This is a genomic window from Pseudomonas sp. PA-5-4B (genome assembly GCF_021606215.1).
GTDB classification, from domain to species: domain Bacteria; phylum Pseudomonadota; class Gammaproteobacteria; order Pseudomonadales; family Pseudomonadaceae; genus Aquipseudomonas; species Aquipseudomonas edaphica.
In genome coordinates this window covers 18,796-36,770 of the sequence record NZ_WKDB01000061.1, presented here as the reverse complement: position 1 = coordinate 36,770, position 17,975 = coordinate 18,796, and the positions used below count along the sequence as shown (strand labels likewise).

At 59.8% G+C, this 17,975-nt stretch carries 14 protein-coding genes; 6 read left to right on the top strand and 8 right to left on the bottom strand.

Translation table 11 applies throughout. The annotated features are described in order from the left end of the window. On the bottom strand, positions 1-694 hold a 694-nt coding region (locus GIW28_RS24085), incomplete at its 3' end, for a BPL-N domain-containing protein (RefSeq protein WP_236490419.1). Positions 695-819: 125 nt separating this feature from the next. On the opposite strand from GIW28_RS24085, the gene GIW28_RS24080 reads away from it, so the two are divergent. From GIW28_RS24080 to solA, 5 genes are all read left to right on the top strand, one after another. Then, a complete protein-coding gene (locus tag GIW28_RS24080) occupies positions 820-1,275 on the top strand; it encodes a VOC family protein (RefSeq protein ID WP_099548977.1) in 456 nt (151 codons plus the stop codon). 67 nt (positions 1,276-1,342) lie between these two features. Beyond that, on the top strand, positions 1,343-1,969 hold the full coding sequence (locus tag GIW28_RS24075; RefSeq protein ID WP_099548976.1) for a LysE family translocator: 627 nt from the start codon (positions 1,343-1,345) through the stop codon (positions 1,967-1,969). 9 nt (positions 1,970-1,978) lie between these two features. After that, positions 1,979-2,389, top strand: coding sequence for a hypothetical protein (locus GIW28_RS24070; RefSeq protein WP_169984707.1), 411 nt, complete (start codon positions 1,979-1,981; stop codon positions 2,387-2,389). Positions 2,390-2,481: 92 nt separating this feature from the next. Next, positions 2,482-2,832 (top strand): hypothetical protein, encoded by a 351-nt coding sequence (locus GIW28_RS24065; protein WP_236447250.1) that lies wholly within the window; start codon positions 2,482-2,484, stop codon positions 2,830-2,832. A gap of 419 nt (positions 2,833-3,251) precedes the next feature. Continuing rightward, positions 3,252-4,421: an N-methyl-L-tryptophan oxidase gene (solA, locus tag GIW28_RS24060; protein WP_236447249.1), complete on the top strand. Its 1,170-nt coding sequence runs from the start codon at positions 3,252-3,254 to the stop codon at positions 4,419-4,421. A gap of 75 nt (positions 4,422-4,496) precedes the next feature. Here the strand turns inward: solA and GIW28_RS24055 are convergent, their stop codons facing one another. The 7 genes from GIW28_RS24055 to GIW28_RS24025 all read right to left on the bottom strand — a co-directional run bounded on the left by GIW28_RS24055 (position 4,497) and on the right by GIW28_RS24025 (position 16,256). Then, positions 4,497-5,123 carry a glutathione S-transferase family protein gene (locus GIW28_RS24055; protein ID WP_017136952.1) on the bottom strand — a complete coding sequence of 209 codons (627 nt, stop codon included), beginning with the start codon at positions 5,121-5,123 and terminating at the stop codon, positions 4,497-4,499. A 118-nt stretch (positions 5,124-5,241) separates the two neighbouring features. Further along, a complete protein-coding gene (locus GIW28_RS24050; protein WP_236447248.1) occupies positions 5,242-10,698 on the bottom strand; it encodes a membrane-targeted effector domain-containing toxin in 5,457 nt (1,818 codons plus the stop codon). Positions 10,699-11,286: 588 nt separating this feature from the next. Beyond that, positions 11,287-13,344 (bottom strand): methyl-accepting chemotaxis protein, encoded by a 2,058-nt coding sequence (locus GIW28_RS24045; RefSeq protein ID WP_236447247.1) that lies wholly within the window; start codon positions 13,342-13,344, stop codon positions 11,287-11,289. A 261-nt stretch (positions 13,345-13,605) separates the two neighbouring features. Then, a complete protein-coding gene (locus GIW28_RS24040) occupies positions 13,606-13,905 on the bottom strand; it encodes a DUF3144 domain-containing protein (RefSeq protein WP_017136956.1) in 300 nt (99 codons plus the stop codon). A 93-nt stretch (positions 13,906-13,998) separates the two neighbouring features. After that, positions 13,999-14,544, bottom strand: coding sequence for an ATP phosphoribosyltransferase regulatory subunit (locus GIW28_RS24035; protein ID WP_026013702.1), 546 nt, complete (start codon positions 14,542-14,544; stop codon positions 13,999-14,001). Between the two features lie 292 nt (positions 14,545-14,836). Beyond that, a complete protein-coding gene (locus GIW28_RS24030) occupies positions 14,837-15,532 on the bottom strand; it encodes a tRNA (adenine(22)-N(1))-methyltransferase (protein WP_138451483.1) in 696 nt (231 codons plus the stop codon). 13 nt (positions 15,533-15,545) lie between these two features. Continuing rightward, complete coding sequence (locus GIW28_RS24025; RefSeq protein WP_099548970.1) at positions 15,546-16,256, bottom strand: FadR/GntR family transcriptional regulator; 711 nt, start codon at positions 16,254-16,256, stop codon at positions 15,546-15,548. A gap of 350 nt (positions 16,257-16,606) precedes the next feature. Between GIW28_RS24025 and GIW28_RS24020 the strand changes: the two genes are divergently transcribed. Further along, the gene (locus GIW28_RS24020) at positions 16,607-17,968 is read left to right on the top strand and encodes an MFS transporter (RefSeq protein ID WP_138451480.1); all 1,362 of its coding nucleotides are present in this window, start codon (positions 16,607-16,609) and stop codon (positions 17,966-17,968) included. Positions 17,969-17,975 lie beyond the last annotated feature (7 nt).

The window sequence follows — 17,975 nt, the reverse complement described above, 5'->3', positions numbered from 1 at the left end:
GCATCTCACTCAGCGCAATCCCCGCATTCTCAAACCACTCCTTCCCCGCCTCCGGATGCGGCCCGCTCAGCACCACCACACCTTTCTCATACCGATACCGCGCCGCCGCCACATCGCCATTGCGATAAGTCGCGATCACCGTATACGGCGCGTGCCCCTTAACCTTGGGAAAGTACGGCCCATCCTGATAGAACACACTGTCCGGCTTGCCATCCCACACCACTCGCACCGCCGCGTCTTCAATCCCGCGCACTTCAAACCCCGGTCGCCCGGCTTCGGAGTCGAGGTCCTGGGGTATCAACCCGAAGTTGCTGTTATCGGCAAGATAAGCACCCATGCATAACCCCAGGTAGCGCCCGCCCTTGGCCACGTAGTCTCGAATGGCGCCCACGCGTGCATCACCGAAGCTGTCGAGCGCAGCCGGAATATCCTGCCCGCCGCCCGGCTGAACATAGAGGTCATAGCGTGCAAGGTTTTGCGGGGTGATGTCGATGGCTTCATCCGCGCCTACAAAGTCGATCTGATAGTTGGGGCTGAGCCGCAGCAAGGCGTTTTTGACGTTCTCGGAACAGTCATCACAGCCCGCCGGGCCTCGGTAGATGGCGACGTGGGTGATGGGCGTTGCGGCCTGTGCCCAGGGTGATTGCAGGGTGGCGAGTACAAAAAATGCGGCAGCGATGGCGGGCAATTTCATGGTTGAGGGCTCGGCGAACAGGGGTTAGGACTGTTCGAAGCCTATATCGAACGCGACTTTCAATTCGTTAACAGTTGTAAATCGGCTACTGTCGCCTGAATCCACACCCGCCAAGAGGGCCTGTAATGGAGCTGAAGTTCAGCCACGTCGACGTACTGGTCGAGAACCTTGAAGAAACCTGCGCTTATTACGCCAAAATCCTCAAGGCCAAAATCTCCAACACCCAGGTGTGGGAACGCGGCGGGCTGCATGTGCGATATGCGGTGGCGTTGATGGGCCTGGAGCGTTTTATGCTGGTGCAGCCGGTGGCGGGCAACTTGCGCGAGCTGTTGGACGCGCACGGTGAGGGCATGATTTATCGGCATTGCTACACCACGCCGGATATCGAGGTGGCCTATGCCGAGTTGATGGCCGAGGGTGTGCAGCCGCAGGATGAAAACGGCCGGCCCTTGAGCCTGGCGGATCTACAATCGCCGTCCGGCACACGGATCATTTGGTTGCCTAAGCGCTTCGGGCATTTCTCTATCGAGATTCTGGAGGAGAAAGGCTTGGAGGCGTTTATGGTCGCCGCGTTTGCTTGATCGGCGTTGCATTGGCTGCCTACATGAGGATTACTGTAGGCCGCGCCCATCTGCGAGATAACCCGCCATGTTTGAATTCACTGCCCTCGTCACCTACATCGCCGTGGTGCTCGGCCTTTTCCTGATCCCCGGCCCTTCCGTGCTGCTGGTGCTCACCCGCACAATTCAAGGCGGGCGCAAGGTCGGTGTTACGACCGGGCTGGGTGTGGCGTGCGGCGATTTGATTCACACCCTGTGCGCGGCGTTGGGGCTGTCGGCGATTTTGATGACTTCGGCGGCGGCGTTTAACGCGGTGAAGTGGGCTGGCGCGGCGTATCTGATCTACCTGGGCGTGCGCGCGTTCATGGCCAAAACCGGCACGCATGCGCGATTGGAGCTACCGGCGGTGACGCCGCGCCAGGCGTTTTTCCAGGCGATTGGGGCTGAGGTGTTGAACCCGAAAACGGCGATCTTCTTCCTGGCGTTCCTGCCGCAATTTGTACACCCGGAATCGGGTTCGTCGTTGGTGCAGTTTGCCGTGCTGGGCTTGATTTTTTCGGGGCTCAGCGCGGTTTATACGAGTTTGCTGGCACTCTCGATTCGCCCGTTAAGTCGCGGGCTCAAGGGGCTATCCAAGCTGCGTCGGTGGGAAGGCAAGATCATCGGCACGCTGTTTATGGGGCTGGGGCTGAAAGTAGCGTTTCAGCAGCGATAGGCAGGCGCGATGAAATTCCATGGTTTTGCACTCGGGCATATAGAGGTTGAGGTCGAAGGACGCGCCTGTGACCTGCACAATTTCTATGTCGCCAGCGACATCCATTACGCGCTGTCTGAGCGCACGCTGTCGCTCAGGTTTACACGGCGGACCGGGGACTGGGTGCCGCCCGAAGAGCCTCGGGAGATCACCGTCACGTTCCATGGCGTGAGTTTTTTTTCGGCCGAAGGGCGCCATGACAGCCCGATTGAAGACGACACGGTGCTTCACGCCATCGGCATTGTGGCGGCCGATGCCGAGACAGAAACGTTCTACCTCTGCGATACCTTCCCCGCCGACCATCACGTGGTGGTGTGCTTCGCATCGGGTCTGACTTTGCGGCTGCACGCTGTTGAGGCGCGGTGTGACATACAGGTCTAAGGCGATTCACTTCGAACCGATGGGAACAACTGGCTAATCCGTGAATACGGGCCGGATGATGTGATGACTTTTATTGAATCTCAGGACCTTTGATGCCCCCAACCAAACGCGACACCGCCCGCCTCGAACGCCGCCTGGTCGCCACGTTGACCGACGCCTGCGAAACCGCCAAGGCTGAAATCCCGGGCTTCGAGTGGCTGACTCACACGGTTGATTACGCTGCGTTCCCGCAAAGCCTGCGGGTGATTTGGGTGTTCGATACGCGGGCCAATAAGGAGCTGGCCCTGGCAAACGGCGCGGACCAACGTATGCGCGAACTGACGGCTGCGGCGCTACAAGACGCCGAGGTGGCTTCGGTGAAAATCGAGCGCTGCGTGCGCTTTGATTGCGAAGAAGCCTGCAACCTCCAGCATGGCGGTGATTGGCGGGCACGCCTGGCCTGACGCGGCGCTAATGTGGGAGCTGGCTTGCCTGCGATAGCTATGGGTATCTACACAACGTTTGAAGGCAGCCAATTTCTCCTGTGGCGAGCAGGCTTGTCCTGCGTTGGGCTGCGAAGCGGCCCCAAACCCAGACGCTGAGTTCTTTCAGGAAAATTGCAGTGCCTTTACTGGGGCCGCTTCGCAGCCCAACGCAGGCGGTGCGACGATTCGACAAGCCTGCTCGCCACAACAGCCCACCTGCCACAGACTTCGTGTTAACCGGCTATCGCAGTTCAAGCCAGCTCCCACAGGGGATTGCGGGGCGACGAAGTTCAACTGTGGGTTTCCTGAACGGGGTACAGGCTACCTTCTTATCCCCCATTGTTTTTTCCCACGCCTTAGCCTCAACTACGCCCTCACCTCACACACGAGTACCAACCTTGGAACGCTATGAATCGCTGGTCATCGGCCTGGGCGCCATGGGTGCCGCCACGGTGTATCAACTGGCAAAAGCCGGTGTGAAAGTCGCCGGCATCGACCGCCACCACCCGCCCCACAGTTTTGGCTCCAGCCATGGCGATACGCGTATTACGCGGCTGTCGGTGGGCGAAGGCGCGCAGTACGTGCCCATTGTGCGGCGTTCGCACGCTATCTGGCGCGAGCTTGAGGCGTTGTCGGGGCAGGCGCTGTTTGAGCAGTCGGGGTTGCTGGTGCTCACCTCTCGTGATGACTTTGACCCCAGCGATGCAACCGACTTCACCCTGCGCACCATTGGCCTGGCGCAAACCTACGGCATTGAACATGAGCGGCTGGACGCTGCGCAGATTCGCCAGCGTTTCCCGCAATTTGCCCAAGTGGCGGACAGCGCCATCGGCTATTACGAGCCTGGCGGCGGCTTTGTGCGCCCTGAGCGCTGCATTGATGTGCAACTCACCTTGGCCGAGCAACACGGCGCCACGCTGTACAAGGGCGAGACGGTGACTCACATCAGTTCGGATGTTCACGGCGTGACGGTGACCACCGACCAGCGCACGCTACAGGCCGACAAGCTGGTGGTGAGTGCGGGCAACTGGGCCGGCGAATTACTCGGCGCGCCGTTTGGCCGGTTGCTGAGTGTTTATCGGCAACAGCTGTTCTGGTTCGCGCTGGAGCCTGGGGGCGACCTGGTGGGCAAATCCCCCACCTATATCCTCACGCACGAACAAGGTCAGACCCACTATGGGTTCCCGGCGTTGCCCGGCGAAGGCAGCATGAAGCTGGCCACGGCGCAGTACCACACCACGGCCACGCCTGAAACGCTGGACCGCACGGTCTCGGCGGCGCAAGCCCAGGAGATGTACGAACAGCAGGTAAAGGGCCGTATTACCGGCGTGTCGGCCAAAGTGCTCAAGGCGGCGGTGTGTGCCTACACCGTGACGCCGGACCACGATTTCATCATCGACGAACACCCCACGTTGCAGCACACCCTGGTGGTGTCGCCGTGCTCGGGGCATGGCTTCAAGCATTCGGCGGCGCTGGGTGAGGCATTTGCGCAGTGGTGCATGCGTGGGTCGAGTGACCTGGACCTGTCGGCGTTTTCGTTAAAGCGTTTCGAGGGCAATAGCGTTTAAGAATGGGGGACACAGACCCGTGGCGAGCGGGCTGGCCCCCTCGCCACAAGGGGCAATTGTGCCTTCTGGCCTGACCTATTTGGCGAACGCGTATTCCCCGCCCTGCTCCACCGCCTTGCGGTACGCAGGTCGCGCCTGGAAGCGTTGCACCCAGGCCGCCAGGTTTGGATAGGCCTGCAACTTGCCCTGGGCCTTGGCGATTTCACCGATAAAGCTCATCTGAATGTCCGCGCCGCTCAGTTCGTCACCGACCAGATACGGCGTATCCGCCAGCACGTCATTCAGATAGCCCAGGTAGTTGGCCACTTCCGACTCGATACGCGGGTGCAACGGCGCACCGGCTTCACCCAGACGACCGACGTAGAGGTTGAGCATCAGCGGCAGCATGGCCGAGCCTTCGGCAAAATGCAGCCATTGCACATATTTGTCGTAGGTCGCAGAGGCAGGATCAGGTTGCAGGCGGCCTTGACCATGGCGGCGGATCAGGTAGTCGATGATGGCGGCGGATTCGATCAACACCAGGCTGCCATCTTCGATAACCGGGGATTTCCCCAGTGGGTTGATGGCCTTGAGCTCCGGGGGCGCCAGGTTGGTTTTCGGGTCGCGCTGGTAGCGCTTGATCTCGTAAGGCAGGCCGAGCTCCTCAAGTAGCCAGAGGATGCGCTGTGAGCGCGAGTTGTTGAGGTGGTGGACGATGATCATGGGAAGCTCCGCAGGATAAGCGTGGGTGTCTGGCCATGAGACTACGCCAGCCCAGTGGAGTGCCCACGATTTATTGTGGCAGCCCCTTCACGAGAGGCTGCCCCTCAAGAGGCGGTGATCAGGCGACGGCGGTCAAACGCACTTCTTTTTTGAGCGCATCCACCAAGCCTTCTATCGTTGCGTACCGCTTGCCTTGCAACAGCGGCCAGCGCTCGATAGACAACTGCCCCAGCTCGTCACTTTTTATTGGGGTGGTAATAATCTCTCCAGCCCTGGAACGGTGAAGCAGACTGGCTTGTGTGGATGAAGCGTACTCGATCAGGAAGTCACCGATATTTTTCAGGCGCACGCTCGGCAGGGTCGAAGCGGAAACGGCCGTCAACTGCACATCCGTCTTGAGTGCATGAATCAAAAAATCCAGACTTGGGTAACGCTTTGCTTGCAACTGTGGCCACCGCTCAATAAAGAACTGCCCCTTATCGTCAATTTGAACAGGCGTGGAAATGATATCTCCAGTGTTAGAACGATGGAGCACATTGGCTTGGGTCATTGAAGGCCGCTCGATCAGGAAATCGCCGACACTTCTGATCCATGTACGATCCGCTGCAACCATCGGGCGCGGCGCCGGCGTACCGGCCACACCGACATGCACCTTGAAGTCACTGCGCATGGCCGTGCCCGCGGGCGTCTTGACCCCGCGCTCGAGGATTTCCCAGCCTCCTCGGTGCAAAGGCAGTGCATGGTCGGGCGCGACATCGCGTACCGTCAAGCTGACCGCATCCTGCAATTGCGCAATGCCTGGCACGCCCTGATAGATGTCGGCGTGGGAGGTGCCCATGAGTGCGACCCACTTATGCGGCCCCAGTGCCGCCTGATCAGCCTTGATCACCTCATTGGCAAAGTAACTGAACACGCTCTGGCGGGCGTTCAAGTCGTGCATGCCTTTGACGTGGTAACTGGCGGTGCAGTCGAGAGCCCGGACGCGGATGCCCGCCTTGTTCGCCGCTTTGACGACGTTGGTGTAGGTGTTTTTTCCCGTGTAACCGCTCCCCATATGGCCGAGGTCCTGCGCCCTCAGATAGCGCTTGAGATTTTCCGGCATTTTCAGCGTGTTATAAAAAACGTCCAGTTCAAGCTGGTGCAGATCGGTAAGCAGGTGTTCCAGATACAAGGTTTTTACACCCTGCTCTTTCAATAGCTTCATGTATTTAATCAGGAACTGTTTACTCGCCTTATCCGCATGCGCTTCAGCAACAATCAGTCCGCGCTTGAGTTTGTACAGTAACTTGACGAACGCCTCTTCGCTGGCCACCGTACCCAGCTCGACGAAGGTGGACCGTGCCGGGGGCGTGTAAGTGGCAAAGGCGGCTTTGGCGGCCTTCTCCAAACGATTACGGGTGTTCTTGAACCCCTTGAACGCCGCCTCATACAGGTGCCCAATCCCAAAGCCGTAGCGAGTATCCAAGTCACGATGCGAGTGCACCATTTCATCCAGGTGCGCTTTAAACGACGCGGGCAGATCGAACTCACTGTAATGGGACGGTGCAGCGGGCGCCGGCACCGCCCTTGAAGGACCCGCCGTCGGCAGCGCTTGTGATGCCGGCGCCATGGTCATCCGGTAATCACCCCGGGACAACGCGGCGGAGGCAGTATCAGGCGAGATGCCCACCGCCTGGCCCGGGGTAACATCCTCCACACGCAGGGCGATGACATTCTGCAAATCGGCCAGCCCCGGCACTTCGTCCGTGCTCCCTATGCGGGTGTGATCAACCAGGGCGATCCAACCATCATCGGGGTCGTTTTGTGAAAGGGCTTTGTGGGAATAGAAGTTCCTGAGTTTGCTGTTGCGAGGGATAAACCGCTCTTGTTCAGACAGCGCCAGCACATGCTCCATATGATAAGAACTCGAGGCGTCCACGCCGTCGATCGCGACCTTGTGCTTGTGGGCTTCAAGCATCAGTTTACGGTAGGTAAAAGGCGCGTCCGCGTCCCAGCCCAAGCCTGAGTCTACCCGCGCCAGATGGTCCTCGACCTGTTTCAAGGCATACGCCACGTCACCCTGGGTTTCGCCGTTGATAATTTTGAGTTTGGTCCGGAAAACATCGGCCGGCAGGTTTTCAACGTACACGCGCTTGAGCCCTTGCGCTTTCAAGGCTGGCAGGTTTTCGATGAGTAATTGCTTACTGGCAACGCTGGTATTGGATGCGCCAATGATCAGCCGCTTCTTGAGTGGAAACAGGGTGGCAAGCGCAGTAGATGGGCTGGAATCCGGTGCCAGCACCGGCAAGCCGCTACGGTCCGGGCGCGCTGGAGGCGAGGCATAAAACGCGTCCGCGTCTTGAGTCAGGTGTTTCATCTGATCGAGATAGCTGTCGCGTAGAGGCTTCAACTGAAGATAGGCCCCGTCACTTATGCCCTGTGCAATGGCGTCGTCCGGAGGGCTGGTAACGATGCGCACATATTCAAGATCGAGCGCGCGCCTGAAGTACTTCCCTTGCTCGGGTGCAATCTCGTAGGGCACCAGTAACTCGTCGACCTCTTCGCGCAGTAGTGTATGGCGCCCGCCTCCCGGAGTCGTGAAGCGCACCCAATGGCCATCGCTGTTCTGGTTGACCACACGTGTGGTTGACTGCATTTGCCCGGTGACTGGGTCACGGCGAAACAGCAGATGCCGCCCCAGGGAGTCCGGTGTGTTTTTGATCCAGAACTGCTCGGAATTGAACATCACAGGTTTCATTCCGGCAGCAATGCCTGGGTCTATATCGTTGATCAGCGTGGCCTGCTTCAGCGCCTTGGTCACCGGCCGCACGCGCAGTGCTTTAAGGGCCGGGCGAAAGTCAAACAGCACAGCGCCGCCCACATTGGCCAGGTAGCCAATGTAGTGTTTCAAGGCTTCGCCCGTGTCACCCTGTTGGTAGGCACTGATAGCGAGCATCGCGTCCTTGAACGCCAGCAAACCACCCAGGCCCAGGCTCAATACGGGAAAAGGGATAGTGGCGATGGCAGTGACCAATTCGACGCATGTCCACAGAATCCCCGTGATCATCTCCGTGCGATTGACCGTGGTGGCAACTACATCGTCTATTTTGCGCTGCAACACCATGTTGTAAAAATCATTGCGCGGGTCGCTCACGGTGGTGTCCGGGGTTATCCGGTCATAGCGCGCCGGGCTTGGGGTCGTACGGTCAATCGTTTCGGGCAAGCCATTGCGGGCAGTCTTCAGAAACGCTCCGATCCGTACCTGAGATGGGACCGGCACCCGACCCTGCAGGTAATCCGACACACCGTCGACCTTTTTCAGCCAGTAGTTGAATAGCTTCGCTTCACGAAAACCGATGCCATCGGGTGCGTTGGGGGTGTAGAGCAAAACCGGGTTGCTTGCATGGCTGAACAGGTAGCTGCCTATCACCCAATCGCCGTCAATGCTCAGGCGATGTACCTGATAAGTCGAGCGGGTCGCCGCCGCTGTGTCGCCAAGGCTGTCGATCGCACGCTCCAACCAGGTCAAGTCGACTCGGGCGATATGACCGCGCAGGCAGCCATCGAGTGCGGCGTACTTCATCTGCAGTTGTGTGATCGTCAAGGTGGCGTCGCGCCGTTTGGCGTAACCGGGACTGCTCGCGCTTTGCAAGTTGGCGCGCACTTCGTCGGTGTAGCGTTGCCCGATCCATACACCCGTCACCGCCCTTGATACGTTCTGCGGGGTCAAACGGCTCAGGTCCACGCCCACCGGCCCGCTGAACGTGGCCGAAGTGGAGAATTTCGGGTCGATGAACCCGACGTTATCCGTGTAACCGTCCCTGTACAGCCGGGTATAGGAAATGGGCTTCGGCGCACCGCCCAGCAACGGCCAGGGCGCCGACACAAACACGCTATCCGGGTCGATATCATTCTGACGGCGACCAAGCAGCGTGTTCAGGCTGAGTTTGGCTTTATCGTGCAGATAGGCATTGAAGGTAATGAAGTTCGCTTCTGAATCGGGCATGGCGTTATAGACGCGCAAGGCACCTGCGGCATCTTCGGCAAGGCTGGTCAACCGGGTTCGGTCCGCCGCCTGGGCTGAGCGATACCACAGCGGGGTGCTGTATTCGTAGTCGTCCTGCGCTGCGCTTTGCCCATGCATGACCATGGCGTCCAGGCATATCGTGTGGGAGCACACAGGGCCAAATGTCACTTCCTCATGTTCCTTTGCGTCGGGCCTGAAGCCCAAGCCTTTGAGGAACGTGTGCATCTTCGGCCGAAAACGCAGCGGGCATTGCTCCAACAGGTAGTCGCTCATGGTGCGACCCTTTAACCGGGTGTTGTCATCGGCCCAACCGATGATATGCGCCTGGCATTCGAGCTCGGTGGTGAACGCCAGGAACTGTCGCTCACGTGGCGAATCGGGGGTGCACAACAGCAAGCGTCGGATTTGGCCGTTGGCATCTTCCTCGCGCAATAACCACAGGTCTTTGAGTTGCGCGCCATGCAGCAGCACGGTGCGTGCGCACAGGAGCGGGTTCGTACCGGCCCGCAACGTTTCGAACAACCTGTGGTCTGCCGGGCTCAGGTCGCCTCGCAACCGGGCGACAAAGGCAAGCAACACCAGGCGATGATCAAACAGGTCGCGAGTAGCCTGCTTGTAGCCAGTTTCGGCCTGCATTTTTTTTTGCAGCGCGGCATAGTCCAGGCGCGGTTGCAGGCCAGGTTCGCGGAGGATGTGGAGCAGGCTTTGCGCACTCAGAACGGCATGGTCACCTTGCAGTGGCGCGTCGGCATAGGTCAGGGCGGTCGTGGTCAAAAAATCAGAGCCGGGCAACTCGTCGTCGGTATGCAGCCCGTCATAGCTTAATTGCACCAGATTGCGGGTCTGCTCATAGGTGCCGACATTGGCGACGTTGCGTCGGGTGGAGATGTTCAGGTGACGCGGGTCCAGGTCGTAGATTTCCAGCGCTTCGTCCAGATACTCGGTCAACTGGAAACTTGCCAGGGCTTGAGGCGACGCAACAGGCCCCAGCAGCTCGATATAGGTAGCCCGGGCCTGATTGTAATCCTGCATGCAACGACTCAGGGTTTGCTGGTCCGTCACAGCCGCGTTGCGATACCAATCCGGCAGGCTGTTATAGACGCCGCGCTCGAGTAGCTGTTGGCGCCTGAACGCCAAGCGTGACGACAAGTCTGGCAGCGCTGCTGTCACCGCGTTGTCCAATGCTGACTTGAGCTGCGTTGCCTCGTGCAATGGGTTGTCTACCAGGCTCAATGCCAGTTCGATGTCCTGGCTGCGCTTGTCGATAATCGCGTTGTAGGTGTGTTCGAACAGTGGCTCGCCGTCAATGGGCAGCAATTGCAAGGGCCAGATATCGACGACATCCAGCGTTTGATAACGTACAGGCAAGTGTCGGCAGAACTCCGCTCGACCCGCCGGTAGCGCCAAAGTCGCCTTGAGGCTCTGGTCGAGCTGCACCAGAGAGTCGAAGGCCTCCAGCCCCCTGTTTGGCGTGAACAACAAGACCTGGCCGAGGTTTTCTACCGACGTCAGGTTGTCCACGACTGGGCTGGACTTTCTCGTAAGAACGAAGGCCCCGGCAAATTCCACGGTTTTGTCCTGGTAGCTGAAATTAAGCGAGTACATGCCAGGACGAAAGATCGGGCCTCGGGAGCAGTCTTCAACCATGCGCTGTTCGGCAGGGCTTAGCAGGTAATCACGCACATCCAGCTTGGCTTGCTGCTCCAACGCGCCAAGACCAGCCGCCTGGGTGAGGTAGCTCTTGCGGCCTTGAATGCCCACCGTGCTGACTTCGTCAAGGCCTAGCAGGTGCTTGTCCAAGTCGGTTTTGAGTTGAGCAAGCAACGTCTTGCCGGCCGCTTGGCTGAGATCTGCCTCCGTCAATGCCTCGAACAAGCTGCGTGACCTCGCCAACAGGACGTTGTTGGCGCTGATCAGGGTGGTGTTCAGTTGTTCCAGCGCATGCAGTTCGGCAGGTAATACGACAGGCTCCCGGGTTTGCGTGCGCAGGCTCGGGTCGATCTCAAGCAGGTGTGTACGAATTTCCTGAAACGTCGGTGACGCGGATGTAGGGCTCGGCGTGCTCATGGGCACGGTCCTCATACTGATGGAATGAACCCTCAGCATGAGACGCAGCCCGAGCGTATCTGCGGTAAATATTGTTGACCTGCCCGCGCCTCAGCCCAATCGAAAGCGCGCCGTGTTATCACTCAGCGCCCGGCTGCCCTTGCGCAAGGTATCCGCCGCCTGATTCACCGCCCGTGCGCCGTCCAGCAAGCGCCCTGCCGCCTGGTCGACCTGCTGGATATTGCCGCTGACCTCATCCGCCGTTGCAGCCTGTTCTTCCACCGCTGCCGCGATCTGCGCCAGGGTGTCGGTGACGTGTTGCACCGCACCGGCAATTTCGCCCAGGCGGGTGCCCAGGCCGGTGACGGATTCGGCGTCGGTCAATGCCTGGTCGCACGCCGCGCCCATCAGGCTGACCGCCTGGCTGACAGTCGCGCGCAAACTGTCCACGGTGCCGGCGATCTGTGCGGTGGACGCCTGGGTGCGTTGCGACAGGCTGCGCACTTCATCGGCCACCACGGCAAACCCACGGCCCTGCTCGCCCGCACGCGCAGCCTCGATGGCCGCGTTGAGCGCCAGCAGGTTGGTCTGTTCGGCGATGCCGCGAATGGTGTCGACCACCGACTGAATCTGCTGGCCCTGCTGGCTGACCTGTTCCAGGGCGTTGGCGGTGTCGGTCAGGCGCTGGTTGAGCTGTTGGATGCTTGCCGTGGTGCGCTGGCTGTCGCGGCTGCTGTCTTCGGCGATGCGCCTTGTGTGCTGCGCGCTGCCCGAGGCCTGTTCGCAACTCTTGGCCACGCCCATGGAGGTGGCGGCCAATTGGGTCGCGGCGGCCGCAATCTGGCTGATTTGGTGTTGCTGGTCTTCCACCTCGGTGAGGGTGCTGCCTGACTGCGCGTTAAGTGTGAGTACGGCAGAACCGAGTTGCTGGGTTTCGTGATTGACGCCCAGCAGGCTGGTGCGCAATTGCACCACGGCAACGTTGAGCGCCCGGCTGATGGCCGCCAGTTCGTCACGGCCTTCCACCGCCACCTCCACGCACAGGTTACCGTCGCGCAACGACTCGGCCAGTGTGGTGATGCCACTGGCGCTGCGGCGAATCGAGGCTTGCAGACAGGTAAACAAGTACAACGCGGCCAGGGCCAGCAGGCTGAACGTCGCCGCCACCGGAATAAAGTGCTGGAGCGAGCGCTCGCGGTAGTCACTCAGGCGCGCATCCAGTGAGTTAAGCGACTGGCTGCGCAACGCCCCCAACGCGCCCAACATGCTGTCGACGCTGCGGTCGAAGGCGGCGGTGTCCAATTTGATGGTGCCGCCAAACACGCCTTCATCCAAGGTTTTTAGTTCGTTATCCAGAAGCAGCAGGCTGCTGTCATATTGCGCCGTCCACGGCTCGATCCCAGGATATTGCTTGGCTTTGAGCGAAGCGGCGGCCTTGGCCAATTGGTCACGTGCATCGCCAATACGGCCGCGCAGGTCGCGCATCTGCAAGCGGCTTTGCAAGGTGAACTGCCCCGAAGCGATGGACGACTGGCCGACGCTGGCCGTACGACCGATGCGCTCGATCAGGTCCGGGGTTTGCTGGGTGGAGATCTGCATCAGCAGGTAGGTTTCCAGCCACGGATCGAGGATCAGGCCAGTATCCAGAGTGATTTGCTCGCGCAAGGTTTGCAGCGCCGTCAACGCAGCAGTGAAACGGTCGTAGCCGTCCGGCCACCAGCCCACGGTGCGCAGGGACTGGGTGTCCATGCCCTTGACCGCCGCCTGCAATGCCTCAAACCGCGCAAGCGTGTCGGCGCTGGCGTTGCGGGCTTTGAGTGCTTCACCCAAGCCTTGCAGGCTTTGCATAATCATCGGGTTGCCTGCATCCACTTTGTCCATTGCAGCCTGGGCGGCAGGGGTTGGGGTGTGGAGGATATCCAATGCTTTCCAGCGCGCGGCCAGGTTGCGCTGCGCAGTCAATTGGCCATCGAGCGTGTCCAGGGCCAACAGTTGGTGCACGCCGGACTGCTCGCTGGTAATCACGTTCAATTTGCCGCGATAGTCCGAGCCAATCATCCAGAGGCTCCCGGCCAGGGGCAGCATGAACAGGAAAAACAGCACCTGGAATTTGCGCGCAAAACCGAGACGGCCGAGCAAATGGATACCGGGTGATAAAAGAGTGTGCATGGCCGACCGCTCCCAAAAACAAGCTGGAAATGACTAGAAGCAAAATGCCATGTCATTGATTAGCTTGGTTCTAGCAAGATACGGGCCGTTGCAGGAGGGGCCGGAGATAGGCGGTGCGGCAATCAAAAAGTGCGCGGGCGTGCGCAAAAATGGGGCAAAAACACTCAATGACGAGAGTGAAACGGTAACTGTGGGCGCCAGCTTGCCTGCGATGGCATCCGCTGGGGCTGCCAAGCTCACAGCCCCTCCCCCACCACCCTCTTAATCCGCCACTTTCACCCGCATGTACTGACTGAAATTATTGATGTGATCATCCAGGTTATCCTCAAGCATCATCCTGTACTGATCACAGAAATACTTCAGCATCGCCTCACGGGCCTCGGCCATCTCGGCGCCGGACTTGAAGTTGCGGGCGCTGGCCCAGGCATTGAAGCGCGTGGTGCCGAACATCATCGAGGCGCTGACCTCACCGAGGTTTTCACAGGTCTTGAGCTGCTCGTTCGACAGTTCGATATGCGCATCTGCGCGGTCGTAGAAGGCTTGGTCGGTGGTCTCGGCCATGGCAGGGTTCCTGGGTCAGCAAAAGAAGGCGGCTACTGGAGCATATTCGAGGCCAGCAAAGCAGGCGCCTCCCACTGGGAGACGCCTGGTGCTTCACGCCAACGCCAGCACCAACCGCTCAAGCCCGATACCGAAGCCCGCGCCTTCACGGTAAGCCCCGCCGCCCACGACTTGCTGTTGCGCACCCAATGTCGGGCAGCGCACCTCAAAGCCGTTGCCCTCCAGGTAGTAACTCAGCCCACGTTTCACGGCCAGGTTCAGCGCATAGTCGAGCCCCAGCGTGTCCAGAAACCCAGTACACAGGGCCTGGCTGCGCTGCAACGCCAACCCAGGGTCAGGGCTTAGAATCTCCAGCCCCAGTTGAGTGAACTCACGATAACGGCCGGCTTGCGGCCGCTCATAGCGATAACACCGCGCCACGTAAAAAAACATCGCCGCCGCGCGCCCCTCGAGCAAGTCGGCGTTGCGCTCCTGGAACAGCGCAGTGGCTTCCGGGATCAGGCAGCACTTGCGGCCCGCCTTGTCATCGAAGGCCCACATCTGCCCGATGATTTCACTGCCGCCGGTTTTTTCGATAAACGTGTCCTGGCCCCAAAGAGCCGGCACGATGACTTCTTCAGCGCCCGCTTCGATGAAGATAGCTCCGGAAACGGCCCTCTACTTCACGCATCGTTGCGGCTTCTTTGCCGGTGACCATTCGGGTTCCACGTAGCATTGTCATGCGTTGAATCTCCAGTGTTTGCAGGCAATAAAAAAGGCGCCATAGGCGCCTTGGGTGGGGTTCATTGAGTGATCAGTGGGTCTGGTCAATCAGTGAGCGCAAGCAACCACGGCACCTGAAGCAAGGTCCGTGGGGATGATGGCGGTTGCTTTGCGAAAATTGAGTCATGGGCAGATCCTTGCACATGCGTAGGAAAAGTTACAAGTCACTTCACGCCAGCAGCTCGGTAATCCACCGCGCCTGCCGGGCAATTTCTTGCAGTTTTTGCTCCGGCACCGACTGGCGTGCCTGCTCAAAACTGGCCAGGGTCTTGTGCTTCTGGCGCAGCATCCGCTGCCACTTGGCCAGGAACTCCGGGCTGCGGGCTTGCATTTGCAACGGGCCAAAGTACAGCTGCTGATCGGTATAGGTCACGGCGCCTGTGCGCTCGGCCACGATGATCTCGTAGTAAAAGCGGTTTTCCCGCAGCAACTCTTCGCTGAGGATGCGATAGCCGTTGTCCATCAGCCATTGGCGCAAGGGTTGCTCGCCACCATTGGGTTGCAGGACCAGGCGTTCCTGGCCGCTGAGGTGCACCTTGCCGTTGTCGAGGATGTCGCGGATCGTCTCGCCGCCCATGCCACAGACGCTGATCGCGGTGATCCCATCGCCCGGTTCAATCGCTGCCAAGCCATCGGCCAGGCGCACGCTGATGTGTTGCTCCAGGCCATTGTCGCGCACGGTGCGTTGGGCTGCGTAAAAGGGTGTGGTCGCCACTTCCCCCGCCACCGCTGCCGTGATCACGCCACGGCGCATCAAGGCCACCGGCAGGTAGCCGTGGTCCGAGCCGATGTCGGCCAGGCGCGCGCCAGCGGGCACGTTGGCGGCCACGCGCTCCAGGCGCATGGACAATGTGTGTTCGTTCAACGGTGGTTCCTTGTCATTCCCCGGAAAACCGGTCCCGGCTGTTGGTCAGGTGCAGCACCATGGCGGCCCGCGCCGCGTCCGGGTCCTGGCGCTTGATGGCATTGAAGATCGCCTCATGCTCAAGGTTCGCCAACTGCCCCAGCTTGGCGAAGTCGGCCCCGCCGCGTTCGACGCCCTTGACCTGGGTGCGCGGGATCATCGCACTGCCCAGGTGCAGCATGATTTCGGTAAAAAAGGTATTGCCGGTGGCCTCGGCGATCAGTTGATGAAAGCGCTTGTCCTCCTCCACACAGCTGTCGTTGCTGGCCAGCGAGGCCTGGTAATCGTCCAGCGCCTGGCGCATGTGTGCGAGCTGTTCGTCGCTCCTGCGCAGCGCGGCCAAAGCCACGGCTTGCACCTCCAGGCCCAAGCGCAGCTCGAGCATGTTACGCACGCTGGCGACCGTGTCCACATGCAAACGCAAACCTTGCTGGGCGTGCTGCACCAACACAAAGGTGCCGATGCCGTGACGCGTCTCCACCAGCCCCGACGCCTGCAGCTTGGAGATCGCCTCGCGCACCACTGTGCGGCTCACGCCATGCTCCAGCACGATGCTGGACTCGGACGGCAATTTTTCACCGGGTTTGAGCTGGCCCAGCAGGATGCGCTGGGTCAGCGCCTCGACCACACCTTGGGCGAGGTTATTGGAACGTTTACGCACAGGGTTTGCGCTTTCAATGGGCATCACTATGGGTCCACGGGGTTGGCTGAGGGGAGCTTAACACCCTGCCCCGAGTAGGCGCTGGCTTGATTCATAAAGCTCACAACTTGTATGACAACCAACCAGAATGACGCAATGCTCGCTGGCCCTTGCGGGCCGTGCGTGAAGGTAAAGATCGCGATAACTACATCGCCGATCGATCTATACACTCAACAAACGCTAGAAAAATAACCAAAACACACAACCAATCAGCAGCCTTATAAGAACAAAAACAGTTGCAGGTGCATTGCGAACTCAAGAAAACCACTTGTATGATGTCTGGCAACAAAACACGCAAACCCGCATAAAAATAAATCAGGGGGAGTTTTTTAATTGTGAACAATTCAAACCACGCATCTGCCGCTCCAGAAAGTGATTCGGTCCTCACGCGCGCCGTGAGCAAAGTGAAGGGCCACGTGCTCCCACTGTTCGTGATCATGTTTATTCTCAACTACATCGACCGGGTCAATATCGGCTTCGTGCGCACACACATGGAGCATGACCTGGGTATCGGCGCGGCCGCCTACGGCTTGGGCGCCGGGTTGTTTTTCATCGGCTACGCGCTCTTTGAAGTGCCCTCCAACATGCTGCTGCAAAAGGTCGGTGCGCGCATCTGGCTGACCCGCATCATGTTCACCTGGGGCATCGTCGCCACGCTGATGGCGTTCATCCAGAACGAAACCCAGTTCTACGTCCTGCGCTTTCTGCTGGGCGTGGCCGAGGCGGGGTTTTTCCCTGGGGTGATTTACTATTTCACGCGCTGGCTGCCCGGCGTGGAGCGCGGTAAAGCCATCGCCATTTTCCTCAGTGGCTCGGCGGTTGCGTCGCTGATCTCCGGCCCGCTGTCGGGAGCACTTCTGCAGATAGAAGGGTTCGGGTTTCACGGCTGGCAATGGATGTTTGCCATCGAAGGCCTGGCTTCAGTGGCGCTGGGCTTTTTTGTGTGGTTCTGGCTCGACTCCAAACCCCACGACGCCCAATGGCTGACCCGCGAAGAACAGGACGCGCTGGTGGGCGCCATTGACCAGGAACAGCGCGAGCGTGAGGCGCTGACCACCATCAAACCGACCATTGCCAAGCTGCTCAAGGACCGCCAGATCCTGCTGTTCTGCGCCTTGTACTTCTGCATCCAACTGACGATCTACGCCGCGACCTTCTGGCTCCCTAGCATCATCAAGAAGATGGGCGATCTGAGCGACGTGCAGGTCGGCTTCTTCAACTCGATCCCGTGGCTGATCTCGATCATCGCCATGTACGCCTTCGCCGCGCTGTCGGGCAAGTTCAAGTTCCAGCAAGCCTGGGTCGCCGCCGCGCTGTTGATCGCCGCCGCCGGCATGTTCATGTCCACCACCGGCGGGCCGATCTTCGCCTTTGTCGCGATCTGCTTTGCGGCCATCGGGTTCAAGTCCGCGTCCTCGCTGTTCTGGCCAATCCCACAGGGTTACCTGGATGTGCGCATCGCCGCTGCCGTGATCGCGCTGATCAACTCCATCGGCAACCTGGGCGGCTTCGTGGCGCCTACGACCTTCGGCTTTCTGGAGCAGACCACCGGCTCGATCCAGGGCGGCCTGTATGGCCTGGCCGGCACCTCGGTGCTGGCGGCCATCCTGGTGTTTTTTGCCAAGACTTCGCCTTCTGCCGTGCTGGCGCCGCCGAGCGTTGCAGCAACAGGCACCGCTATCAGCAAACCTCTTTAAGCTTATT

Excerpts from the sequence above, each read along its gene's own strand:
- GIW28_RS24025 (WP_099548970.1), bottom strand. The coding sequence starts at position 16,256 with ATGCCCATTGAAAGCGCAAACCCTGTGCGTAAACGTTCCAATAACCTC.
- GIW28_RS24055 (WP_017136952.1), bottom strand. The coding sequence starts at position 5,123 with ATGATCATCGTCCACCACCTCAACAACTCGCGCTCACAGCGCATCCTC.
- GIW28_RS24045 (WP_236447247.1), bottom strand. The coding sequence starts at position 13,344 with ATGCACACTCTTTTATCACCCGGTATCCATTTGCTCGGCCGTCTCGGT.
- GIW28_RS24040 (WP_017136956.1), bottom strand. The coding sequence starts at position 13,905 with ATGGCCGAGACCACCGACCAAGCCTTCTACGACCGCGCAGATGCGCAT.
- GIW28_RS24080 (WP_099548977.1), top strand. The coding sequence starts at position 820 with ATGGAGCTGAAGTTCAGCCACGTCGACGTACTGGTCGAGAACCTTGAA.
- GIW28_RS24065 (WP_236447250.1), top strand. The coding sequence starts at position 2,482 with ATGCCCCCAACCAAACGCGACACCGCCCGCCTCGAACGCCGCCTGGTC.
- GIW28_RS24075 (WP_099548976.1), top strand. The coding sequence starts at position 1,343 with ATGTTTGAATTCACTGCCCTCGTCACCTACATCGCCGTGGTGCTCGGC.
- GIW28_RS24070 (WP_169984707.1), top strand. The coding sequence starts at position 1,979 with ATGAAATTCCATGGTTTTGCACTCGGGCATATAGAGGTTGAGGTCGAA.